Origin of the sequence: Usitatibacter rugosus, assembly GCF_013003965.1 — a bacterium.
GTDB classification, from domain to species: Bacteria; Pseudomonadota; Gammaproteobacteria; order Burkholderiales; family Usitatibacteraceae; genus Usitatibacter; species Usitatibacter rugosus.
On record NZ_CP053069.1, the window covers coordinates 2,963,393 to 2,985,632 of the forward strand.

Below are 22,240 nucleotides of genomic sequence, written 5' to 3' on the forward strand. Positions count from 1 at the left end.
TCAGAGGGATCTCAGGACTTCGCCCGCGGTGCGGGCCTGGGGTGCGACGGACGCGGCGAAGGCAGCGAAGAGCAGCATGCCGCCGGCCACGAGGAGGAAGGGACCGATGGTGCGCGAGAAGAGCGCCCCGAACCAGCGCGACGATTCGATCGCGCCCATGCCGCGCGCGAGCGGCTGCGCGAGCAGGAGCTCGAACACGACTTCGGAAAGGATCGCGGGCGCCTGGTAGATCACGTAGCCGGCGGCGCCGAAGAGCAACGCCAGGGCGAGGACGACGAGCGCGATGGCGATCACGAGCAGGAAGCCGCCCTCGTCGTCGAAGGCGGAGCCGACTGCGTCACCTACCCCGTCAACGACGCCATCTCCCCATGACGACGAGGCACCGCCACCGTCGAAGGTGCCGCCACCCCCGTGGAAAACCGGGCCATCCACGCGCGTCGGAAGAGACAAAGGAATGTCACCGATGTCGGGCGCGGCGTCGAGCCCGGGATCGCTCGACTTCGACTTGCGTGCGCGCCTGGCACCCGTCGCTTCGATGCCCAGATCGGCTCCCACGCTCGTGACGTGCAGCCAGACCCAGACGCCGAGGAAAAACGTCCCATAGGCGACGAGCAGGGCCGGCAGGTAGCGCTTCCAGAGCGCGTCGACTCCGACGGCCAGCAGGCCCGCGGTGACGAGCGTGGCCATGGCGACGCTCGTCACGACGATCAGGAACATGTGGAAGCGAACCATGCCTCTGCGCTGGCGCACTCGACCCGCGAGCGTATGGGCGAGGACTTCGGAGGCGGGGCGGCGATCCTTCGTCACGGCGCCTCGCCCACTGCGACACGCGGCGCCAGGGCACACATGAGCTCGTAGCCCACGGTGCCGGCCGACGTGGCGACCTCGTCGATGGGCATGCCCTCGCCCCACAGCACGACGGGCGTGCCGACGCGGGCTTGCGGGACGGGCGTGAGGTCGACGGTGATCATGTCCATGGAAACGCGGCCGACCGTCTTTGTGCGGACACCGCCGACGACAATCGGCGTTCCGGAAGGCGCGAGACGCGGGTAGCCATCCGCGTAGCCGCATGCAACGACGCCGACGCGCAGGGCACCGGCGGCCTTGTATGTGGCGCCGTAGCCGATGGTCTCGCCCACGGCGAGGTCCTGGATCGCGATCAGCTCGGAGGTGAGCGTCATGGCGGGCTTGAGACCCAGCGATTCGGCCGATCGGTCGGAGAACGGCGTGGCGCCATAGAGCGCGATGCCCTCCCGCACCTTGTCCGCATGCGTTTCGGGGTGCGCGAAGATGGCCGCGGAGTTGGCCAGGCTTCGGGGGAGTACCAAACCGGCCGTGACCTCGTTGAAGCGGCGCATGGCCTCGCCGATGCCTTCGGGACCATCGGCGGTGGCGAAGTGCGTCATCAACGTGACGGACTTCACGGAGGCGCAAGCCTGCAGGCGAGCGAGCGCGGCACGTGCCGCGGCCGGCGTGAAGCCGAGCCGGTTCATGCCGGTGTTGATCTTGAAATACGTGTCGAGCTTGCCGCCCTTGAAGGCTTCCAGGTGGCGAAGCTGCTCTTCCGAGTGCACAGCCGTCGCAATGCTGGCCGCCGCCATCGCGGGGAGCTCGCGCGCTTCGAAGAAGCCTTCGAGCAGCAGGACCTCCTGCGAGAGGCCGGACTCGCGAAGGCGAACCGCGTACTCGGGCTCGATCAGGCCGAAGGCGTCCGCGTCCTTCAACGCCTTCGACACGCGGGCGAGGCCATGGCCATAGCCATCCGCCTTCACGACGGCGATCACCTTCGAGCGGGGAGCCGCGCGCTTGGCGACACCGTAGTTGTGCCGCAGCGCTTGCCCCGAGATCGTGGCGCGGATCGGGCGTGCCACGGGGCTAGTAGCCGGACGGGCCGGCGTAGTTCTCGAAGCGCGTGTGCTTGCCGAGGAAGGTGAGCTTCACGGTGCCGATGGGGCCGTTACGCTGCTTGCCGACGATGATCTCGGCCATGCCCTTGTCCGGCGAGTTCTCGTCGTAGACCTCGTCGCGGTAGATGAAGATGATCAGGTCCGCGTCCTGCTCGATGGCGCCCGATTCGCGAAGGTCCGACATCACGGGGCGCTTGTTCGGCCGCTGCTCCAGGGAGCGGTTCAACTGCGAGAGCGCGATCACCGGGCACTTCAATTCCTTGGCCATCGACTTCAAGCCGCGCGAGATCTCGGAGAGCTCCGTGGCGCGATTCTCGACGCCGCCTTCTGCAGCGACCATGAGCTGGATGTAGTCCACAACGATGAGCCCGAGGCCGCCGTATTCGCGCCACTTGCGGCGGGCGCGCGAACGAAGCTCCAGCGGGTTCAACGCCGCGCTTTCGTCGATGAGGATCGGAGCTTCGTTCAACTTGCCGAGCGCCACTCCTAACTTGTCCCAATCCTGCGTGTCGAGGCGGCCAGTGCGGAGCTTCTGCGCATCGACCTTCGAGACGGAACCCAGCAGGCGCAAACCGAGCTGCGTGCCGCCCATCTCCATCGAGAAGACGAGGACGGGGAGCTTGAGATCCAGCGCGACGTTCTCCGCGACGTTCAGCGCGAACGACGTCTTGCCCATCGCCGGGCGGCCAGCAACGATGACGAGATCACCGGCCTGCAAGCCCGTCGTCATTTCATCGAGATCCGTAAAGCCGGTAGCAACACCCGTCACGGCAGCCGGATTGCGATGCAGCTCATCCAGCCGGTTCATCACCTCGGAGAGCACGAGCGACATCTTCTGGAAGCTCTCCGAAGAACGGCCGCCTTTCTCGCCGATCTCCAGGATCTTCTGTTCCGCTTCGTCCAGCAGCTGCTTCGCCTCACGACCCGAGGGCGTATAGGCGTTGTCCGCGATGGTGGTGCCGACCTCGGCCAGCTTCCGCATGATCGAGCGCTCGCGGACGATCTCCGCGTAGCGGCGAATATTCGCGGCGCTCGGCGTGCCGGTCGCGAGCTGGTGGAGATAAGCGAGACCGCCAATTTCCTGCAGCTCACCGCTGACCTTGAACGCCTCCGAGACCGTGAGGACGTCCGCCGGTTTGTTGTCCTCCACCAGGCGCGTGACGGTGCGCCAGATCAGGCGATGGTCGTGGCGGTAGAAGTCGGACTCGGTGATGACGTCGCCAATGCGGTCCCACGCCTGGTTGCTGAGGAGCAGCCCGCCCAGGACGGCTTGTTCCGCCTCCACCGAGTGTGGCGGCAGGCGAAGTGATTCGACCTGCATGTCGCCCGGAACGGAGCCAGGAGGGGGGAAACGGTCGTTGGCGGGAACGGTCGGCATCGCGTTGTTTTTTTCTGGAAGCGGGGCGCGAATGCGGGTGAAACGCGCAAGCGGGGCAGTGTGCGTTCTGGTCGGTTCCATGACAACGGAAAAGGCTGTGGATGATCCGACTCTACGCGCGCGGGGAACCTGTTAATTGAGTGACTAACAAATTGTGGATAACCCCGGTAAAACAAAAGGGCCGCGGGGGTAAACCGCGGCCCTTTTCAACAACTTGCGTGCTGTTACTGCTCGCCGATCACGTGAACGGTGACGTTGGCGAGGACATCCGTGTGCAGCTGGACCACGATCGGGAACTCACCGATGTTCTTCAGCGAACCGGCCGGCATGCGGACATCGGCCTTCTTCAGCTCGATGCCGGTGGCGGCCGTGAGGGCCTCGGCGATATCCGTGTTGGTCACGGAACCGAACAGGCGGCCGTCCGGGCCCGCTTTCTGCGTGATCTCGACCTTGGTGCCTTCGAGCTTGGCGGCCTTGTCTTGCGCGCCGGTCAGCGTCTCGTTGGCCTTGCGCTCGAGCTCCGCGCGGCGGCCTTCGAATTCCTTCAGGTTGGCCGTCGTCGCACGCTTCGCCTTCCCTTGCGGGATGAGGAAGTTGCGCGCGAAGCCGTCCTTCACCTTCACCACGTCGCCCAGGGCGCCGAGGTTCGCGACTTTTTCCATGAGGATGACTTGCATGTTCGTGTCTCCTCTCAGTGAAGGTCGGTGAAGTGCAGCAGCGCGAGGAAGCGGGCGCGCTTGATGGCGATGCCCAGCTGGCGCTGGTACTTCGCCTTCGTGCCGGTGATGCGAGCCGGGATGATCTTTCCGTTCTCGTTCACGAAGTCCTTGAGGATGGCGATGTCCTTGTAGTCCACCCACTTGATGTTCTCTGCGGTAAAGCGACAGAACTTCCGGCGACGGAACAGTCCGCGATTCTGCGGTTTCTTGCCGTCCTTGCCGAACTTCCCTTTGCCTTTACCTTTGCCGCGGGGTGCGGGTCTGGGCATGGTTCACTCCGTATCGATGATCTTGAATTCGTTGATGTGCAGGACCGGGATGTCGCTTCGGGCACTGCGCTTGGTGAGGAAACCCTTCACCGCGATGCGCTGGCCCTTGCCGAGGGCGCCGAGCCTGGGGGCGACTGTGCCGAACCCCGAAGCGTCGATCGTGACCTCGACCGTCCTTGCCCCACCCGCCTCCACCTGCTCGGAGACATGCCGCAGCCGCAAGGCGACGGTATCGACTCCGCCCGGCGTAGCCCGTACGGGGCCCACGTCGAGGATCTCGGCGTCGAGGAGGAGCTGGTTGCGATCCACCCTTTCCAGTTCGGTCGTTACGCCGCCGCGGCCGGCTGCTCGCGCGGAGCTGCAGCAGCGGGAGCCGGAGCTTCCTTGCCGCCTTCGCGCGCTTCGCCCTGCCCGTCGGTGACGTTGCGGGATTTCTCTTCCTTCATCATGGGCGACGGGCCGGTGACGGCTTCGTCCATGGTGACGATGAGGTGTCGCAGCACGGCGTCGTTGAACTTGAACGCGTGCTCGATTTCCGCGAGCGTCTCGTTGCCGATCTCGATGTTCATCAGCACGTAGTGCGCCTTGAACACCTTCTGGATCGGGTAAGCCAGCTGGCGCCGGCCCCAGTCTTCGATACGGTGCACCTTGCCGTTGCCCGCGGTGACCATGCCGCGGTAGCGCTCGATCATGGCGGGCACTTGCTCGCTTTGATCGGGATGCACGATGAATACCATCTCGTAATGGCGCATGAACTCTCCTTTTGGGTTGAAGCTCCCCACCGCATGCGAACGGGGTGGAGCAAGGTTCGGCAGCACACGGGTATCGACCCGGCCACCGCTCCGCGAAAACATTCCGCAGAGCCAACGATTATAGCGGAAAAAGGCCTACAGGAACAACTACTTCGGGACCTTGTAGTAGGCGCGGTACCAGTCCACGAAGCGCTGGACGCCCTCCTCCACCGGCGTGGCGGGTTTGAAGCCCACGGCCGCGTCCAGGGCGCTCGTATCGGCCTCGGTGGCCGGGACATCCCCGGGCTGCATGGGGAGCAGCTCCAAGTCGGCCTTGCGGCCCGTGGCCTTCTCGATGGCCTCGATGTAGCGCATGAGGGGCACGCGCTCGTTGTTGCCGATGTTGAAGATCCGGTAGCCGTCCGGGCGGTCCAGGATGCGCACCACGCCTTCGACTATGTCGTCCACGTAGGTGAAGTCCCGGTCCATCTGGCCGCGGTTGTAGACCGGCAGGCGCTCGCCGGCGAGGATGCCGCGCGTGAACTTGAAGAGCGCCATGTCCGGCCTTCCCCACGGGCCGTAGACGGTGAAGAACCTGAGGCCCGTCGTCGGCACGCCGAAGAGGTGCGTGTACGAATGCGCCATCACCTCGTTGGCCTTCTTGGTGGCGGCATAGAGGGAGAGCGGATGGTCGGTGCCGTCAGTCTCGCGATTCGGAAGGTGGTCGGTCGCGCCGTAGACCGAGCTCGTGGAGGCGTAGACCAGGTGCCCGGACTTCTGGCGCCTGGCGCCCTCCAGGACGTTCATGAAGCCCGTGATGTTGGATTCCACGTAGTCGTGTGGGTGATCCAGGGAATGGCGAACCCCGGCTTGCGCGGCCAGGTTCACGATCGCGTCGAAGCGCTCCTTGGCGAAGAGGGCTTCCATCGCCCTTCGGTCGGCCATGTCCACGTGCATGAATGCAAAACGCGGAGCCTCCTTGAGGATGGCCAGCCGCGCCTGCTTCAGCGCCACGTCGTAGTAGGCGTTGAGGTTGTCGAGGCCGGCGATCGTGTCGCCTCTTTGGAGGAGGCGATTCGCGAGGTGGAAGCCGATGAAGCCGGCGGCGCCGGTGAGGAGGATTCGCATGGCTGAATTCTAGGCGTGCGCGCGGTCCAGATGCAGCGATATCCAACCCAACGCGAGAATCACCATGAAGAGCGCGGCGTTGGCGGGGATCTGCAAATTGAAATCTACCCATGAGTGGATCAGGAGCGCCGTGATGCCCATGGTGGAGGCGAAGGCCATGCCTCGCATCAATGGGTCTCTGCGCACCCACTGGGCTCTCAGCGCGGCGATGAGGGAGAGCAAGACGACGCCCCCCAGCAGCGAGAGGCCGAGGATTCCGGATTCGGCGGCGATCTGCGCGTAGTCGTTGTGGGCGTGGTCGTAGAACGAGACGACGGTTTCCGGTCTGTATTTCGGAAATGCCACATAGAACGTGCCCGGCCCCGCACCCAGGATCGGATAGTCCTTGATGAGGGGGAGCGTGTAGGCCGCGGGCTCTTCGCGTGTCCGGACATCTTCCACGGTCGTCGCCTCGATGCGCGCCGCGAGCTTCTCGACGCCGAACCAGCTTCCGACGATCAGGAGATCGAGGACGACAAGGCTTGCGAGAAGGATGACCGTGTTGCGCGTCGCGTATCGCGACAGGACGATGCCCAGCACGCCCGCGATCATCAGCGCGGAGAAGAACGCGGTGTTGCCCATGCGTGAGTGAGTTGTCGTGAGCGCGATGACGAGGACGCAGAGGGACAAGCGCAGCACCATCTTCGGCGACAGCACCCAGGCCACCAAGTCCCGCAGGAACGCCTTCCAGGTTTCGGCGCGCTTGTCGGAAAGGCCAGCGATCAACAGGCCGATGCCGACCGCGCTCATCATTTCGAGATAACCGGCGAAGTGATTGCGATTCGGATACGTGCCGCTTGCAGAAGTGCCGTGCGCGATGATCGTGCCGAAATGCTCGTCGTTGGAGAAGGAGAGGTGCATGAGCACGGCATACACACCCTGGATCACGGCCACATAGACCAGTACGCGTGCCGCGTTGAGCACGCGTGATCGATTGTTCACGAGCGCCAGCACCAGGAAGAAGACCGCCGAGTAGCCGAGGGTCTTCACCAGGGCCACCTGTGAGGCGTGAGGTTCGATGGAAAGCGTCATCGTTTCACGCGGCCCGGTCAGGAATGTCGTAGCCGCCTGCAGGCGGGCCGAATGGGGTGATAGGTACTCGACCCAATCCGGAGGCAGCGGAACGAAGTGAAATGCCTGAAGCGCCGCGAAAGCTCCGAGCAGCACGAAAGCGGGCCAGGCATTGCGGAGCGCATCGGGCACCTGCGCCTTTTCCAGCGCCCAGAGGATCAGCCAGAACCCGAGGATGAAGAAGGCGCCCCCGACCAGGATTGCCCATGCCCAACCGCGGTTGCTACCCAGCGGGATCGGCGCCCATGCGAGGAGCACCAGGAGGGCCCAGAAGAGGGCCTTCTCGAGCGTGAAGGGAAGCTCGAACCCTGGAAACGACCTGCGACGGCGGCGGCGGGCAGAGTGCCCGCCTTCGCGTCGTTCGCTCAGCGTACGCTCGCCGAGCCGCCGCCGCCTGCGCCCGTAGGACCCGAGGCGTTAGGCGTATTGGTCGTGGTGGTCGAAGTGTCGGCGGGCGGCTGAGGTCCCCGGGGCTGCTGTTGAAATTGGAGCAGCGGCAACCGCGACAGGCTAATCACGCTGGCGCTGAAGTTGAGTTGGCTAAACAGGATTGGGGGCGGAATCGGATTGTCGAACACGAAGGAAACGCCGAACAGCCTCGACAAACTTACGACTTGGGATCCTTGCCGGATCTCGCCCGCTCCGTCCAACACGCCGAAGGTGAATCTGTTGCCGTCGATTTCCCCGATGGTATCCGTGCCGCGGATACCGATGGTCGCGGTCCGCGCCTTATAAGTCACGGCGTCGGGGGAGGCTTTGCCGATGAGGCCGGTGAGAGCGCGCATCCCGCCGTCCACGAGCGACAGGAGGATGTTGCCGGACTTGGCGGGCGCGTTGTACTTGTAGGTGCTGACCGTGAGCCTGGAGCGCGACGAGAGGGCGACCACCTGGTCGTCATCGAACCGCACGATGAGCGTGGTGCTGGGGCCGGTGACGAGCGTGTCTCCCTCCACCACGGCATCGCCCAGGCGCAACGGACGCGGGGCACCAGTTCCAGATTGAACGGTTGCGGTGCCTTCCAGGCTGCTGACGACGCCGCCTTCGGCGAACGCAAGGGAAGAGGCAATCAAGGCGAAGGTGCCGGCCAGGAGCTTGAGGAAGGTTTTCATGTGTTCGCCTCGCAAAGTTTGGCCCATAGGGGGTCGGGGAAACGCGCGTCGGACGGAACCCGGGGGCACGCGAGGGAAAGCCTACCACGGCGCTCCGAAATTTTCAGCATTTCCATGGGGTTACGGCGCATTCCAGATGCAATAGCTTGGAGGACGGCGGCCTTCGTCTCCGGTCCGATGTCGTCCCAGAGCGCGAAGCCGTAGTCGACCACGATGCGCTGCACTTCGGGCTCGTTGGGGCCCAGCAAGACCGCGTTGAGCAGGACCTGCTCGTAGTCACCTGTGGTGGACCCGAGTCGATAGCGCACATCGGCGATGCTCGCCCAGGTATAGGGAGACGAGGGACGCTGTGTCAGCGCGGCGGTGAAATGGTCAAGGGCGAGCTGCTGGAAATCCGGATTTCTGCGGCGTTCGGAGTAGAGCACGCCGAGCAGCTCTTCGACCGCACCATTGCGGCGGGCCAGGCGCTGTGCGCTTTCGAGTTGGTCGCGTGCTTGGAGCCAGGGCTCCAGCTCCGGGGACACTTTCCGGGATTGCCACGACGCAATCTGGTCGGTGACTTCATAGGCGAGCGTCTCGGCCAGGCCCAGCTTTGCGGCCCACACCGTGAACCCGACCAGAATTGCGACCGCTGGAATGGCAACCGCGAACCGCGCAGGGCGGGTCACGATCAGTCGGCTTGGCCGTACGTCTTGCCGTAGCCGCGCTTGTAGCCGTACTTCTTGTAGCCCTTGTAGCTCATGTAGCCGCTGTACTCGCCGTAGTACTTCTCGGCACGCTCGATATCGAGCTGGTTGAGCACCACGCCGAGGACCGGGGCGTTCACTCGGCGCAGGCGCTTCAGGCCGTTCTGTGCGACCTGGTAGGGAGTGGCGTCCGCCTTCACGACATAGATCACCGAGGAAGCGTACTGCGAGAGCACTAGGGCATCGGACACAAGCTGCAGCGGCGCGGAGTCGATGATGACGATGTCGAACGCCTCCTTGAGCTTCGTCACGACCTCCTCGAAGCGCTTGGAGGAAAGCAGCTCCAGCGGATTGGGCGGAACCGTGCCCGCCGGCAGGATGTGGATGCCGGCCTGCTCCTGCAGGAAGACGCACTGGCTGATCTGCGCCTGGCCCGCCACGAGGTCGGCCAATCCGGGAGAGCGGGTATCCCGCCCCACCAGCTTGGAGATCTTGGGCCGGCGAAGGTCGCCGTCGATCAGGAGGACCTTCTTCACCTGCCCGAGGGCGCAGGCCAGGTTGAAGGAGAGCGTGGTCTTGCCCTCTTCCGGCACCGAAGACGTCACCACGACAATCTTGTGCTTCGAGTCGAGCGCGGACATCAACACGCTGGTGCGAACGGTTCGCACGGCTTCAGCGAATGTCGATTGCGTATCGTTGAAGAAGGCCAGCTCGGAAATGAAGCCCTTCTTGCCCACGATGCCCTTGATCTTCTGCAGCACGCCGAGCGCGGGCACCCCAAGCCGATGTTCGACATCCGACGTGGAATTGAGCGTGTTGTTCAGGCGATCCAGCAGGAGAGCTAGCATCGCGAATATGACGAGCGCCAGCACCGTCGAGATACCGACGATCTGTCCCTTCCGCGGGGAGAACGCGAAATTGGGGACTGTCGCGGGGTCCACGACGCGTGCGATCGTGGACTGCAGATCTCCGGTCGCGCTCGTTTCCTTGAGGCGGCCGACGAACATGTCGTAGAGGTTGCGGTTCTGCGACACCTCGCGCTCGAGGACGCCGAGTTGGAACTCCTTGCGGTTGATGCCCTGGATGTCGGCCTTGCTCTGCGCGAGCGCGCGCTCGACAGCCGCCTCATTCGCCCGAGCGACCTCATATTCCTTCGCCAGTCCGGTGACGACGATCTCCATCTGACGCTTGGTATTCTCGCGAGCCGAATCGAGTTCGGCGCGTGCGCGAATCATGTTGGGATGTTCGGGGCCGTAACGCTTTGATGCTTCGTTGAGGCGGCGCTCCGCATCCCCCTCCTGTTCCTTCGTCTTTTGGACAAGGGGGTGGCGAAGGACGGCCGGAATCGAGTCGTAGGTTGCCTTCGCCTTTCCCGACTGAATCTGCTGCACGAGGTTATAGGAAGCCTCTGCTTCTGCGCGCTTCGCACGCGATTCGACGACGCTCCGGGTAAGCTCTTCGAGCTGCTTGCCGGCGCCCGACATCGCAAGACCCTTGGTGTCGACGATGCGCTCGCGATCCCGATAGTCCTGAAGATTCCTCTCCGAGGCTTCGACCTTCGACCGAAGCTCGCCCATACGCTCCCGAAGCCAACTCGTCGCCTTCTGCGTCATCGCAACGCGGGCCTCGAGATCGCTCTCGATGTAGATATCGGCCAATGCATTCGGCACACTGGCCGCAAGTTCGCGATCGTATGAGGAAAAGCTGATCTGCACGAGTTGGCTGTTGCGTACGAGCTGGATTTGCAGGTCACTTCTTACGCGCCCAACAGCCGACTTCAGAGCGTCTTCCTCGGATGCCTCCTTTGGTTCCTCGCGTAGTAAATTCAATGGATTGAACTTGGCGAGTGCGCTCGGTTGGGCCTGACGTGGGTCGAATTCCGGATGCTTGGTCAGCCCCAACTTCTGAACGACCTTGCGAGTCAGATCGACGCTCTTGAGTATCTCGACCTGCGTCTGGTAGTACTCACGCTGAAGGAGGCCCTGGTTATAAACCTCCTCGATGGACACGACCTTCGTCTTGCCTTGCTCGATGAGCAGAGTCACGGTCCCGCGATAGATGGGACGCATCCCGAACGCAATAAGAGCGGCCAGGATCGCCACCATGATCGTGAGGCCCAGGATGCTCCAGCGTCGCTTGGCGATGGCACGCCAGTATTCGACGATGTCCGAGGTCTTTTCTTGAGGACCTTGCTGCAACTGATCCGCAGGCTGGAGACGGTCTTGGAGCGTGAGGTCGTTCATCAGAAGAAGCTTTCCTCGACGGTCAGGATGTCGCCGGGCATCATCGGCGCATTCAGGTCGACCCGCTTCGCCGTCTGCGACGAATCGTCATCCCGAATGAGGTTCAGCTTCTCTCGGGAAGCGCGTTCCTTGAATCCGCCGGCAATCGAGATCGCCTTGCGGACCGTCAGGCCCGGCATATACGGATACCCGCCCGGCTTCTCGACGTGGCCGTTCACGAAGAAGTTGCGGTACTCGTCGATGGAGATCGTCACCTGCGGATCAAGAAGGTACCGACCCTTGAGCCCCTTGGTGATTGTGTCCTCCAGCGCGCCCACGGTCATTCCACGCACTCGGATCTCGCCCAGCACCGGAAGGGAGATCGTGCCGGCATCCGAAAGGCGGACTTTCTCGCGCTTCAGGTCGTCCTCGCCCTGCACCCGGATGGTGATGAGATCCCCCGCTCCGAGCTTGTAGGTGGAAAGGTTCTGGCCCTGCGCGGACGCAAGGCCCGACAGCGTCACGAGGAGCGTGAAGAGGAATGCGGTGGCGTGCGCCATGGATGGCGAAAGTCTCATAGGCAAGGAGGCTTTGGACGTCGGCCCCTCAGGAAGTGCGAGTCTCGGAGGCATTTTAACGCCTCCGAGGGACCTTACAGCGAACCTGTCGCTGTCAGCATGTACAGGTTGCGGTCGTACTCGAACTGAGGGAGGTTGGAATCCCGTGTGAAGTACTGGTACTCGGCTCCAAGCGTCAGCCAGCGGCGGAACTTGTAACCGACCTTGAGTCCCACCGAAGTTGTCTCGTCCCGGCGATCGAAGCCCTGGTACTTATCCTTCTGGTATCGGGCGCCAATCTCAGACCAGACGACCGAATTCCAATTGTGGGTCCACAAAACACCGCTCGCGTCCGTAAGGATGAACGTGCCCAGACCTGTCGATTCCGTCGGCTGGCGCGAGCTGTAGAAATCGAACTTGGAGTAGGTCCTCGGAAGCCACGTGATGATGCCTTCCCAGGAGCTGTCTTTCGCCGAGGGGAAGCAGCAGTCGAATTTCTTCTCGACGCGCCCCACTTTGACCGTGCCGGTGGTCGCCGCGGTGGCATCCCACGTCGCGCCGATGTAGTAGCGGATTTCCTCGCTGTCCAGCTGCGAGGTGGAAAGTTTGTAGTCGAGCTCGGTGTGGCGAGCTTCGAACAGCAGAGAGGTCTTCGGCATGACGCGCCAGTAGAAGGCGCCGCCGTATTCGGTCGTCACGCGATCGCTGGCAGCGGTCGTCTCGCGGTTGTTCAGGTACTGCCGATCCGCATAGCTGTAGTAGGCCTCAAACCGCCCTTGCGCATTGGGGGCACCGTAGGCGTACGTCACGGTCGGCGTGGACAGCTTGTAGCGATCCACTTGGCTGGAGATGCCGCGGTCGGTCGATCCCCGCGGATCGTGCGCGCGAAGGTAGTCGTAGCCCACGCGCAGGAAGGACCGCGGAGAGAAGGCGAAGTCGTAGGTGCTGCGCAGCGTCTGGTCGACGTAGTCGTCTGCCTCGCTGCTGTTGTACTGGCCGATGTTGGCAACGTAGCCCAGCTGGAACACGGAACGCTCGCTGCGAGCATCGAGCTTCACGCCCAGGCTGTAGATGGCGAACCCCGAATCCAGTTCGTTGTTCGGGGACAGCAGCAGGTTGTCGTCGCGACCCACCGTTACGCCGGCGAAAGGCGCGAAGTACAGAGGTCCGTCACCGAGCGGCACCGCGGCCATGCCCAGCGCCGGCGAGTTGGTTTCCGGGAAGGCGTAGGCTGGCCGCACAGGGCTCACTTGCGCGCTTGCAATACCGGTTAGCGCCATGAGGGCGCCGGCAGCCGCCCCGTAGATTTTCTTGTTCTTCATGTTTTTCCCTTAACGAGTGCTGGGGGGCACGCCGCCAACCCCGCCACTTCCGCCCCCGCCAGACCCCGCGGGTGCCGCGTTATTTGGCGTAGCGAGCGTGCCGCCGGTGAGTGCGCCGGAGGCCCCCGCGACGATCAGATTCACAGTGGCCGGATTGGCACCCGCCGCGATGGCGGCCGCCTGAGCAGTTGCGGGCGGAACCCCGGCGTCGATGGCCGCGATGAGCACTGCCGACACGTCCCCACCTGCACCAATCACTGCGGCGATTGCAACCGAGGGCGATACACCGGCCAGCAACAGAGCAGATGTCAGCGAGCCTGCTTCAACGCCGGCGGCCAAAGCCGCCTTGGCAATGTCAGCGGCACTCTTACCTTGGGCCAGTTGCTGCTTTACAGCATTGCCGAGCTGTGCGGCCGTCATCCCGCCCGTGAATTGGGCGAGGGCGGTGGTCGCGGCCAGCGCAATACCGACGAAGAGAGAAATCGCGGTCTTCTTCATGGTTGGGCCCTTCCGTAAAAGTTACAAGAAATATCGCCCGTAAGTACTTGTACGAAATGCATTTTTACTTGCGGACAATATGCCGAAAAACGTCAGCCGTCAAGCCGAGGGCGTTGCACGGGAACAACACCCCGGGGGGTGTCATTAGTCCCGCCTACCCTCACAAATCGATTCACCGGTAAATCTTGCCCGTCGCGCTCCTACACCCTAATGACACCGGTCCGGTCGGGATGTCGAATCCTCCGCTAACGCGACGTGATCTATCTGACGAGCCCGCAGATTCGGGAGTTCCTTTCACCACGGTGTCTTTCGAGCGATTCAACGGCCAAGCTACAATTTTGCGTTGCGCGGTATCCGCATTCCCGGGGTATCGTCCAGCTCCACGCCCCCTGAGAACAGAATGACGACCCCCCCTTCCCCCGTCCGCGCCGTGGTCCTGGCGGGCGGTTCCGGCACCCGCCTTTGGCCGATGTCTCGCCTCCATGCACCGAAGCAATTTCTCCGGCTCACGGGACACGAGACGATGCTCGAGGCCACCGTCAACCGTCTCGGACCGCGCATCGCGCCCTCCGATGTCCTGGTGGTGACTAGCGAGGCGCTTGCCAAGGGAGAGGGCTTCCACCAGCTCGAGCCGTACGAATCCCTGTTGGAGCCTGTCGGCCGAAACACAGCCCCGGCAATCGGCGTGGCTGCAATGCGGTACCGCCTCGAAGGCATCGACCCGGTGATGGTCGTCCTCCCCTCCGATCACCTCGTGACCAACGTGCCCGCTTTCCAGCGCGTGCTGGCCGCTGCGATCGATGCGGCCGAAGACGGACGCCTGGTCACGTTCGGCATCACGCCAACAGAGCCCGCCACGGGGTATGGCTACGTCAAAGCGCCGGCGAATCACGGCAACGTGCGCCCGGTCGAGCGCTTCAAGGAAAAGCCCGATGTCGAGACGGCACGCGCGATGCTCGCCGAGGGTGGGTATTTCTGGAACTCCGGCATGTTCGTCTGGAAGGCCTCGGCCATTCTCGATGCCATCCGCCGTACCCAGCCCAAGCTCTCCGCCCTCCTCGACCTCATGCAGAAGGAAGCCGGCAGCATCGCGGGCCTCGCCGCAGTCGTGAAGAAGCGGCTGCCGGAAGCCGAGTCCATCTCCATCGACCACGGCGTGCTGGAGACCTGCGGCAACCTCTATCTCCTGCCTGGCGACTTTGGCTGGTCCGACATTGGCAGCTGGGATGCGATCCACGATGTGTCGGAGAAGGATGCGGATTCCAACGCGAGCCAGGGCAACGTCGTCGCCATCGATTGCCGCAACACGCTGATTCGCAGCGAGACGCGCCTCGTGGCCGCGGTGGGCCTGGACGACGTCACCGTCATCGAGACGTCCGATGCCGTGCTGGTCACGAAGCGTGGTGAAGGACAGCGCGTGCGATCCATCGTCGACGAGCTGATCCGGCGCTCGGCCACGGAGCACATCACCCACACGAAGGTGAATCGCCCCTGGGGTTCGTACACGGTCCTCGAGGAAGGCCCGGGCTTCAAGATCAAGCGCATCGAAGTCCGGCCCGGCGGACGCCTGTCGCTACAGAGCCATGAGCATCGCTCGGAGCACTGGGTCGTCGTCTCGGGAGCGGCCACCGTGACGTGCGATGCGAAGGTCTCCACGCTCAATCCGAACGAGAGCACCTACATCCCCATCGGCACGAAGCATCGCCTTGAGAACCTGGGCGACGTGCCGTTGCAGATCATCGAGGTGCAGGTCGGCGTCTATGTCGGGGAAGACGACATCAAGCGCTACGACGACCAGTACGGTCGTTGACCGGGTGACGCCGGCTCCCCTTCGCTACAAACCGTGGTGGATCGCGCTCGGTGCCGCGTGCGTGCTGGCGATCGTCTATCTCTCGCTCACGCCCAATCCGCTACCCGGCCACGATCTTGGCGGAGCCAATCTCAACCACGTTTTCGCCTATGGCGTCACGGCGCTCTGGTTCGCCCAACTTCGCGAGGAGCCTGGGATCGGGATCTGGACGCCGCTCGCGCTCTGCGCGATGGGAATCGCCCTCGAGTTCGCGCAGGCGCTGACGGGCTACCGGCACTTCAGCTACGCGGACATGGGCTCCAACGCCGCAGGTGTCGCCTTGGGCCTGTTCGCAGGCCAGCCGCTTCGCGGCCGGCTCTTGCCCACGCTGGAGCGCCTCGTCCGCCCTACTTGAAGTCCCCCGCCTTGATGATCGTCATCTTCGCCGGGTCCACGTACTTCTTCAGCGCCGCGTTCACGTCCGCGACCTTGAGGGCCATGATCCGGTCCTCGAACTGCTTGCTGAACGCCCACGTGCGGCCCAGGTTGAGGTTGTTCACCCAGCCCGCGGCCACCGTGCCGTCCTGCGAGCGGTTTTGGACGCGCATCTGCATGATCCCGGACTTCGCGTTGGCGAGCTCCGCTTCCGTGAAGCCGTCCTTCAGCGCCCGGTCCACCTCCTCGCGCAGCGCGACTTCCACCTTCGCGACGTTTTGCGGTGCGGCGATCGCGTAGGCAACCCAGGAGCCGGCGCGGTCCGTCGAGCCCACGGCGAGGTCCGAGCCCGTGCCGTACGAGAGGCCATCCTTCTGGCGGATGCGCGCACCCAGGCGGGAATCGAAGCTGGCACCGCCGCCGAGGATGTAGTTGGCAACGTAGAGCGCCGCGAAGTCGGGGTCGTCGTCGCGCGAGTTGACGTTCAACCGGGCAAGCAGGATCGCGTTCTCCTTGTCCGGCGTGGGAACCGCCTTGTTGATCGGCGACACGTCGCGATAAGCCTGGTCGATGCGCTGGTAGGGCGTGGCGCTCTTCCATCCTTCGAGCAGCTCCTTCAGCGTGGCCGCAGCCTTCGCCTCGTCGAAGTCGCCGACGATGGAGATCTCCGCCACGCTCGCGCCGTAGAACGCCTTGTGGAAGGCCTTCACGTCGTCCAACTTCACGGCCTGCGTGTCCTCGATCGCTTCCTCGAGCGTGCTGGCATAGCGCCAGTCGCCCTTCGGATAGGCGTTGAAGTGGCGGGAAAGGGCTTCGGAGGCGCGCGAGTTGGGCTCCGAGAGCTGCGTCTGGAGCGCGGTCACGGCTTGCTTCTTCAGTTGCTCGAACTCGCCTTCCGGGAAAGAGGGCTCGCGCAGCACGTGCACCGCAAGGCGCAGGGCCCCGTCCAGGTTTTCGCGGGTGGTCTGCATGTTGGCACCGGTGCCACCGATGCTCCCCGAAATCTTCAGCTTCTCCGACTCATCCGCGATCTGCTCGCGGGTGTACTTGGTGGTGCCGCGAGAGAGCATGGAGCCGGTGAGCGACGCGATGCGGCGCTTGCCGAAGAGGTCCTTCTCGTTGCCGATGCGAAGCTGCATCGTGACGTTCACCACTTCGCCACGGTTCTTCTTCGGCAGCAGGGCCACCTTCACGCCGCCGAACTCGTAGCGCTTGGTGCGCGCCTCGATGTTGGCCTGCGTGGGTTCGAACGCTTCGGACGTGCCGACCGTTGCCTTGCCCTTGAAGTCCTTCATCACCTCGGCAACGGTCGGCGCCTGCGGCACCTCGGCGCGAAGCGGATTGTCCTCGGGCACGTAGTAGCCGATCACGCGGTTGTCGCGCCGGTAGTAGGCCGCCGCGGCCTTCGAAATGGAATCGGGCGTGACCTTCTCCAGATCGTCGCGCGACAGGAAGAAGAGCCGCCAGTCGCCCAGGGCGATGTACTCCGACATCTGGGCGCCGATGGTCTCGTGGTTGTTGAGCGTCTTCTCGAACTGGTTCGCGTAGTTCTTGCGGGCGCGGTCCACTTCCTCCGCGGTGGGCTTCTTCGTGGCGAGCTCCTCGACGATGCGCACCAGCTCGTCCTTCACCGGCTCGACCGGATCGCCCTTCTTCACCACGGCACCGAAGATGTGCAGGCCGGGATCAACACCGACCAGCGGATAGCCGAACACCTGGGCCGCCTTCCCGCTCTCGACGAGTGCTTTGTGCAGCCGGCCTGTCGGGGTATCAGTGAGCACGAAATTGGCGAAGGAGATGCCGTCGCTGTCCTCCTGCAGGCTCGACGGGACCTTGTAGGCGAGCATCACGATCTGCACGTCGCCCTTGCGGCGGATCTGGAAGGTGCGCTCACCGTCCTGGGCGGGCTCTCTCGTCCAGAGGACGGGGAGAACGCGCCGCGGCTTCTGCACCGGGGCGAAAGCCTTCGCGATCATCGCGATGGTCTTCGCCTCGTCGATCTTGCCGGCGACCAGCAGCACCGCATTGTCCGGCTGGTAGTACGTGCGGTAGAAGGCCTGGAGGTTCTCGATCTTCACGTTCTCGATGTCGCTGCGGTTGCCGATGGTCGAGCGGCCGTAGCTGTGCCAGTCGTAGGCCACCGATTGCAGGCGCTTCAGCATCACGCTAAACGGCGAGTTCTCGCCCATCTCGTACTCGTTGCGAACCACCGTCATCTCGCTGTCCAGGTCCGACTTGCGGATGAACGAGTTCACCATCCGGTCGGCCTCGAGGTCGATGGCCCACTTCAGGTTCTCGTCGCTCGCCTGGAAGAGCTCGTAGTAGTTGGTACGGTCGAGCCACGTGGTGCCGTTGTAGCGGGCGCCGCGCTGGTTGAATTGCTTGTCGATGTCGGGGTTGCGCGGCGTGCCCTTGAACAGCAGGTGCTCGAGGAGGTGCGCCATGCCGGTCTCGCCGTAGTTCTCCATGCGGCTGCCGACCAGGTACGTCATGTTCACGATGATCGTGGGCTTGGACGCGTCCGGGAACAGCAGGACCTTCAACCCGTTGCCGAGGCGATACTCCGTGATGCCCTCCACCGTCGTCACCTTCGTGAACGACTGGGGTTGGCTCATCGCCGGGGCCGTCTTCGCCGGCGCGGACTTGATGGTGGCGGCCGGCTGGGCGGAAGCGAAGCCGCAGAAGCCGAGGCTCGTGGCCAGCAGGACAGCGGTGAATGCGCGGTTCAGGGGCATGAAAGCTCCGTGGATGTTTTCCTGCGGGGGGATGTCCAGCAATTCGATCTTACTGCTTTGGCCGCTCGCGCTGCCCACCGGTTCCGCACACCGGCAAAATTCACGGGTCTGTATGATTCCGGACCATGCCTACCACCTCCCGCCAGTACTTCAACCGCCGCCGCGTCCTCGTGACCGGGGGTGCCGGATTCATCGGGTCGCACCTCTGCGAGCGCCTGCTCAATCGCGGCGATGACGTGCTGTGCGCGGATAACTTCTTCACGGGAACGCGCGACAACGTTGCGCATCTCCTGCCCAACCCCCGATTTGAGCTCACGCGGCACGACGTCACGTTCCCCCTGTTCGTCGAGGTCGACGAGATCTACAACCTCGCCTGCCCGGCCGCTCCGATCCACTACCAGCACGACCCGGTCCAGACCACGAAGACCAGCGTCCACGGCGCGATCAACATGCTGGGCTTAGCCAAGCGCGTTGGCGCCAAGATCCTCCAGGCCTCGACGAGCGAGGTCTATGGCGATCCCGAGGTGCATCCCCAGACGGAGGACTATTGGGGACGCGTAAATCCAATCGGCGTGCGAGCGTGCTATGACGAGGGCAAGCGCTGCGCGGAGACCCTGTTCTTCGACTACAACCGCCAGCACGGCGTGAAGATCAAGGTGCCGAGGATTTTCAATACCTACGGGCCGCGCATGCACCCCAACGACGGGCGCGTGGTTTCCAACTTCATCGTCCAGGCCCTGCGCGGCGATCCCATCACCATCTACGGCAACGGCAGCCAGACGCGATCGTTCTGCTACGTGGATGACCTGGTGGAAGGGCTGATGCGCCTGATGGATACGCCCGACGAAGTCACCGGACCGATGAACCTCGGTAATCCCCGCGAGTTCACCATCCTCCAGCTCGCCGAACAGGTCATCGCGCTCACGGGCGCCAAGTCTTCCATCGAGCGCCGGCCGCTCCCCAGCGATGATCCGAAGCAGCGCCGCCCGGACATCGGCCATGCGAAAGCGACGTTGCAGTGGGAGCCGCAAACCCAGCTCGAGGAAGGGCTCAAGAAGACGATCGAGTATTTCTCGGGCGTCGTCGGCGCGGGCAAGTCATAGCCGCCAGACACGCAGGCCGCGCGCCGACAGCGCGTCGCGATCCAGGGCTGCCTTCACGTCAATGACGCAGCCCCCCGACACGACCTTGCTGAGAAGCGCGTCCATTTCCATCGCGAGGAACTCGCGATGCGCGACGGCCAGGACGAGCGCATCGGCAGCCGGCAGGGCGTCCCAACCCACGAGGTCGATGCCGTATTCCTCCTTCGCCTCGTGCGGCTCGACCCGGGGATCGTGCACGAGCACTTCGACGCCATAGGCTTCGAGCTCGCGGATCACGTCGACCACCTTGCTGTTGCGCGGATCGGCGCAGTTTTCCTTGAAGGCGAAGCCCAGGACGACCGCCTTCGCGCCGTTGATGGGACGGCCACGCTCCACCAGGCACTTGATCGTCTGCTCGGCGATGAACTTGCCCATGTTGTCGTTGATGCGACGCCCGGCGAGGATGACCTGCGGGTGCAGCCCCAGCATCTCGGCCTTGTGGGTGAGGTAGTACGGATCCACCCCGATGCAATGCCCCCCGACGAGGCCGGGACGGAAGTTGAGGAAGTTCCACTTGGTGCCCGCGGCCTTCAACACCTCGGTCGTATCGATGCCGACCTTGTGGCAGATGATCGCCAGCTCGTTCATGAGGGCGATGTTCAGGTCTCGCTGCGTGTTCTCGAGCACCTTGGCCGCCTCCGCCACCTTGATGCTCGTCGCGCGATGGATTCCCGCCGTGACCACGCGCGCGTAGAGGGCGGCCACGCGATCCAGGGTCTGGGGCGTGTCGCCAGCCACGACCTTGATCACGCGGGCCAGCGTGTGCTCGCGGTCGCCGGGATTGATGCGCTCGGGGGAGTAGCCGACAAAGAAGTCCTGTTTCCACCGGAGCTTCGAGACACGTTCGATCTCCGGGATGCAGATGTCCTCAGTGGCTCCGGGATAGACGGTCGATTCGAAGATCACCGTGGCGCCGCGCTTCAGATGCGGGCCGAAACTGCGGCAAGCATCGATGAGCGGCGAGAAGTCCGGCTGGCGGGCCGAATCCACAGGCGTCGGGACGGCAACGAGGATGAAATCGGCATCTGCCAGCGATCGTGCCTCGCTGCTGACGCGGAGCTTCGTGGCCGAGCGCAGGTCCTCGCTCGGAACCTCGCCGGCGGGATCCACATGAAGGCGGTACTGCTCCACCTTCGACTCGGAAAGGTCGAAGCCGATGGTGTCGAGCTCACGCCCGAACGCAACCGCAAGGGGAAGACCCACATAGCCCAACCCCACAATTCCAACCGTCTCCGCCATTCCCGCTCCCTGTCTTGTTCGTTGTCGTCGGCCGTTCAGTGCGCAACCGTCCCCATCGTGACACCCACGGAGCCCAGTAGCGACTCCCACTGCGACAGGGCGATCCTCATGTCGTACTTGGCATCGAGGGCCCGCCGCGCATGCTCACCCATCGATTGCCTGCGCGCCGGGTCGTCGCGCAGCGCCCGGATCTCGCGCGCCACGGCCTCGCTGTTGCCGGTCGCCACCGATACGCCGGAGCCGTCTCGATCGAGGATGCACGCCGTCTCGCCGCGTTGATCCCCGATGAAGAGGGTGGGCCGGCCCGCAGCCATGACGCCATAGAGCTTGCTGGGGTGCACGAGGCCTTCGAAGCAAGGTAGCAGCGTCGAGACATGGACATCCGGCACGCCGAGGCTCTGGGACAGCGAATCCCGACTCTGCGGGGGCTCGAAGCGCACGTTGGCAATCCGTTCCGTTTCGACGCGTCGACGCACCTCGGCCAGTCGCGGGCCGCGCCCGACGAAAAGGAAGCAGATGTCCTTCTCCGCGTTGAGCAGCTTGGCGGCATCGAGCAGCGTGTCGAACTCGTGCACGCGCCCCAGGTTGCCCGAGTAGCCCACGACGAACGCATCGGTCAGCGCCCAGCCCTTGCGAAACGTATTCGACGCAGGCGGCATCGGTTGGATGACCTGGCCGTCCGCCCAGTTGTGGATCACGGCGATCTTGCCCGGGTCGATCCCGTCCTGCTTTCCGACGTGCGCGGCCATCTGATCGCCGATGACCACGATGCGCGAGGCAAGTCGAAGCGAGCGGTTGCGGATCCACCGCAACAACGCGCCAAGCGGACCTCGCGCACCGGGAACTCCATGTCGCTCGGCCACCTCAGGGAACAGGTCCTGGATCCAGTTCACGACCGTTGCGCCTTTGCGCAACGCCACGCGGCTCACGGCAGCGCTCAGCAACGGAGGATCCGTTTTCAGGACCACGACATCGCCCGGCCCGGCGAGCTCAGCCGCCGCGCGCCGGGCGGCGCGATAGAAGGCCGCGTACGCCAGCGCCCGGCGTGGCAGGCCGTGTGGTGCGCCCGGCGCCGTCGAAACGCGATGGATCGTGACGCCGCGCACGCGCTCCAAAGAAGCCGCCCCTGCTTCCGTCGATCGACTCGTGACCACATGCACGTCGATGCCCCGTGACGCGAGATGGAACGCGAGGTCCGAGAGCATCTGGCTGGTTGCCGACGTGTCCGGATGGAAAAAGCGATTGAAGAAGATCAGCTTCATGG

Annotated in this window: 21 protein-coding genes; 3 read left to right on the top strand and 18 right to left on the bottom strand. The window is 64.1% G+C overall.

The window, feature by feature from the left end; translation table 11 throughout:
- The 15 genes from DSM104443_RS13970 to DSM104443_RS14040 form a co-directional block, all read right to left on the bottom strand.
- On the bottom strand, window positions 1–807 hold the full coding sequence (locus tag DSM104443_RS13970; RefSeq protein WP_171093224.1) for a hypothetical protein: 807 nt from the start codon (window positions 805–807) through the stop codon (window positions 1–3).
- On the bottom strand, window positions 804–1,871 hold the full coding sequence (gene alr, locus DSM104443_RS13975) for an alanine racemase (protein ID WP_171093226.1): 1,068 nt from the start codon (window positions 1,869–1,871) through the stop codon (window positions 804–806). The genes DSM104443_RS13970 and alr overlap by 4 nt, the downstream gene beginning before the upstream one ends.
- Window positions 1,872–1,875: 4 nt before the next feature.
- Window positions 1,876–3,285 carry a replicative DNA helicase gene (dnaB, locus tag DSM104443_RS13980; RefSeq protein WP_171093228.1) on the bottom strand — a complete coding sequence of 470 codons (1,410 nt, stop codon included), beginning with the start codon at window positions 3,283–3,285 and terminating at the stop codon, window positions 1,876–1,878.
- A gap of 224 nt (window positions 3,286–3,509) precedes the next feature.
- Window positions 3,510–3,962 (bottom strand): 50S ribosomal protein L9, encoded by a 453-nt coding sequence (gene rplI, locus DSM104443_RS13985; protein WP_171093230.1) that lies wholly within the window; start codon window positions 3,960–3,962, stop codon window positions 3,510–3,512.
- A 14-nt stretch (window positions 3,963–3,976) separates the two neighbouring features.
- Entirely contained in the window at window positions 3,977–4,273 is a 297-nt protein-coding gene (rpsR, locus tag DSM104443_RS13990) for a 30S ribosomal protein S18 (protein ID WP_171093232.1), read from the bottom strand.
- A 3-nt stretch (window positions 4,274–4,276) separates the two neighbouring features.
- Window positions 4,277–4,582, bottom strand: a complete 306-nt coding sequence (gene priB, locus DSM104443_RS13995) for a primosomal replication protein N (protein WP_171093234.1) — start codon at window positions 4,580–4,582, stop codon at window positions 4,277–4,279.
- Between the two features lie 17 nt (window positions 4,583–4,599).
- Window positions 4,600–5,025: a 30S ribosomal protein S6 gene (rpsF, locus tag DSM104443_RS14000; protein WP_171093236.1), complete on the bottom strand. Its 426-nt coding sequence runs from the start codon at window positions 5,023–5,025 to the stop codon at window positions 4,600–4,602.
- A gap of 147 nt (window positions 5,026–5,172) precedes the next feature.
- A complete protein-coding gene (locus tag DSM104443_RS14005; protein ID WP_171093238.1) occupies window positions 5,173–6,132 on the bottom strand; it encodes an SDR family NAD(P)-dependent oxidoreductase in 960 nt (319 codons plus the stop codon).
- Window positions 6,133–6,141: 9 nt separating this feature from the next.
- The gene (locus DSM104443_RS14010; RefSeq protein WP_171093239.1) at window positions 6,142–7,500 is read right to left on the bottom strand and encodes an O-antigen ligase family protein; all 1,359 of its coding nucleotides are present in this window, start codon (window positions 7,498–7,500) and stop codon (window positions 6,142–6,144) included.
- Between the two features lie 107 nt (window positions 7,501–7,607).
- Window positions 7,608–8,351: a FecR family protein gene (locus DSM104443_RS14015; RefSeq protein WP_171093241.1), complete on the bottom strand. Its 744-nt coding sequence runs from the start codon at window positions 8,349–8,351 to the stop codon at window positions 7,608–7,610.
- On the bottom strand, window positions 8,348–9,019 hold the full coding sequence (locus tag DSM104443_RS14020; RefSeq protein WP_171093243.1) for a hypothetical protein: 672 nt from the start codon (window positions 9,017–9,019) through the stop codon (window positions 8,348–8,350). Before DSM104443_RS14020 ends, DSM104443_RS14015 begins: the two co-directional genes overlap by 4 nt.
- A 2-nt stretch (window positions 9,020–9,021) precedes the next feature.
- Window positions 9,022–11,280, bottom strand: coding sequence for a GumC family protein (locus DSM104443_RS14025; RefSeq protein WP_171093245.1), 2,259 nt, complete (start codon window positions 11,278–11,280; stop codon window positions 9,022–9,024).
- The gene (locus DSM104443_RS14030) at window positions 11,280–11,819 is read right to left on the bottom strand and encodes a polysaccharide biosynthesis/export family protein (RefSeq protein WP_212756680.1); all 540 of its coding nucleotides are present in this window, start codon (window positions 11,817–11,819) and stop codon (window positions 11,280–11,282) included. The genes DSM104443_RS14025 and DSM104443_RS14030 overlap by 1 nt, the downstream gene beginning before the upstream one ends.
- A 92-nt stretch (window positions 11,820–11,911) precedes the next feature.
- Window positions 11,912–13,138, bottom strand: coding sequence for an outer membrane beta-barrel protein (locus DSM104443_RS14035; protein WP_171093247.1), 1,227 nt, complete (start codon window positions 13,136–13,138; stop codon window positions 11,912–11,914).
- Window positions 13,139–13,147: 9 nt separating this feature from the next.
- Window positions 13,148–13,636 carry a hypothetical protein gene (locus tag DSM104443_RS14040; protein ID WP_171093249.1) on the bottom strand — a complete coding sequence of 163 codons (489 nt, stop codon included), beginning with the start codon at window positions 13,634–13,636 and terminating at the stop codon, window positions 13,148–13,150.
- Between the two features lie 469 nt (window positions 13,637–14,105).
- Between DSM104443_RS14040 and DSM104443_RS14045 the strand changes: the two genes are divergently transcribed.
- Together DSM104443_RS14045 and DSM104443_RS14050 are read left to right on the top strand one after the other, a co-directional pair.
- Window positions 14,106–15,446, top strand: coding sequence for a mannose-1-phosphate guanylyltransferase/mannose-6-phosphate isomerase (locus tag DSM104443_RS14045; protein WP_246232244.1), 1,341 nt, complete (start codon window positions 14,106–14,108; stop codon window positions 15,444–15,446).
- A 4-nt stretch (window positions 15,447–15,450) separates the two neighbouring features.
- Window positions 15,451–15,840, top strand: a complete 390-nt coding sequence (locus DSM104443_RS14050) for a VanZ family protein (RefSeq protein WP_171093252.1) — start codon at window positions 15,451–15,453, stop codon at window positions 15,838–15,840.
- Here the strand turns inward: DSM104443_RS14050 and DSM104443_RS14055 are convergent.
- Window positions 15,833–18,595 carry a M16 family metallopeptidase gene (locus tag DSM104443_RS14055; RefSeq protein WP_171093254.1) on the bottom strand — a complete coding sequence of 921 codons (2,763 nt, stop codon included), beginning with the start codon at window positions 18,593–18,595 and terminating at the stop codon, window positions 15,833–15,835. The two genes, DSM104443_RS14050 and DSM104443_RS14055, sit on opposite strands and share 8 nt — an antisense overlap.
- Before the next feature lie 125 nt (window positions 18,596–18,720).
- On the opposite strand from DSM104443_RS14055, the gene DSM104443_RS14060 reads away from it, so the two are divergent.
- Window positions 18,721–19,698, top strand: coding sequence for a UDP-glucuronic acid decarboxylase family protein (locus DSM104443_RS14060; RefSeq protein ID WP_171093257.1), 978 nt, complete (start codon window positions 18,721–18,723; stop codon window positions 19,696–19,698).
- Here the strand turns inward: DSM104443_RS14060 and DSM104443_RS14065 are convergent.
- Window positions 19,693–20,976: a nucleotide sugar dehydrogenase gene (locus DSM104443_RS14065; protein WP_171093259.1), complete on the bottom strand. Its 1,284-nt coding sequence runs from the start codon at window positions 20,974–20,976 to the stop codon at window positions 19,693–19,695. The two genes, DSM104443_RS14060 and DSM104443_RS14065, sit on opposite strands and share 6 nt — an antisense overlap.
- Before the next feature lie 35 nt (window positions 20,977–21,011).
- Window positions 21,012–22,238, bottom strand: coding sequence for a glycosyltransferase family 4 protein (locus DSM104443_RS14070; protein WP_171093261.1), 1,227 nt, complete (start codon window positions 22,236–22,238; stop codon window positions 21,012–21,014).
- Between the last annotated feature and the right edge of the window lie 2 nt (window positions 22,239–22,240).

What these genes read in the sequence shown, in the direction of transcription:
- DSM104443_RS14055 (WP_171093254.1), bottom strand. Translation starts at nt 18,595, where the DNA reads ATGCCCCTGAACCGCGCATTCACCGCTGTCCTGCTGGCCACGAGCCTC.
- DSM104443_RS14005 (WP_171093238.1), bottom strand. Translation starts at nt 6,132, where the DNA reads ATGCGAATCCTCCTCACCGGCGCCGCCGGCTTCATCGGCTTCCACCTC.
- rpsF (WP_171093236.1), bottom strand. Translation starts at nt 5,025, where the DNA reads ATGCGCCATTACGAGATGGTATTCATCGTGCATCCCGATCAAAGCGAG.
- rpsR (WP_171093232.1), bottom strand. Translation starts at nt 4,273, where the DNA reads ATGCCCAGACCCGCACCCCGCGGCAAAGGTAAAGGCAAAGGGAAGTTC.
- DSM104443_RS14035 (WP_171093247.1), bottom strand. Translation starts at nt 13,138, where the DNA reads ATGAAGAACAAGAAAATCTACGGGGCGGCTGCCGGCGCCCTCATGGCG.
- DSM104443_RS14065 (WP_171093259.1), bottom strand. Translation starts at nt 20,976, where the DNA reads ATGGCGGAGACGGTTGGAATTGTGGGGTTGGGCTATGTGGGTCTTCCC.
- DSM104443_RS14015 (WP_171093241.1), bottom strand. Translation starts at nt 8,351, where the DNA reads ATGAAAACCTTCCTCAAGCTCCTGGCCGGCACCTTCGCCTTGATTGCC.
- DSM104443_RS14040 (WP_171093249.1), bottom strand. Translation starts at nt 13,636, where the DNA reads ATGAAGAAGACCGCGATTTCTCTCTTCGTCGGTATTGCGCTGGCCGCG.
- dnaB (WP_171093228.1), bottom strand. Translation starts at nt 3,285, where the DNA reads ATGCCGACCGTTCCCGCCAACGACCGTTTCCCCCCTCCTGGCTCCGTT.
- DSM104443_RS14030 (WP_212756680.1), bottom strand. Translation starts at nt 11,819, where the DNA reads ATGGCGCACGCCACCGCATTCCTCTTCACGCTCCTCGTGACGCTGTCG.
- DSM104443_RS14060 (WP_171093257.1), top strand. Translation starts at nt 18,721, where the DNA reads ATGCCTACCACCTCCCGCCAGTACTTCAACCGCCGCCGCGTCCTCGTG.
- DSM104443_RS14045 (WP_246232244.1), top strand. Translation starts at nt 14,106, where the DNA reads ATGTCTCGCCTCCATGCACCGAAGCAATTTCTCCGGCTCACGGGACAC.
- DSM104443_RS14070 (WP_171093261.1), bottom strand. Translation starts at nt 22,238, where the DNA reads ATGAAGCTGATCTTCTTCAATCGCTTTTTCCATCCGGACACGTCGGCA.
- DSM104443_RS14025 (WP_171093245.1), bottom strand. Translation starts at nt 11,280, where the DNA reads ATGAACGACCTCACGCTCCAAGACCGTCTCCAGCCTGCGGATCAGTTG.
- rplI (WP_171093230.1), bottom strand. Translation starts at nt 3,962, where the DNA reads ATGCAAGTCATCCTCATGGAAAAAGTCGCGAACCTCGGCGCCCTGGGC.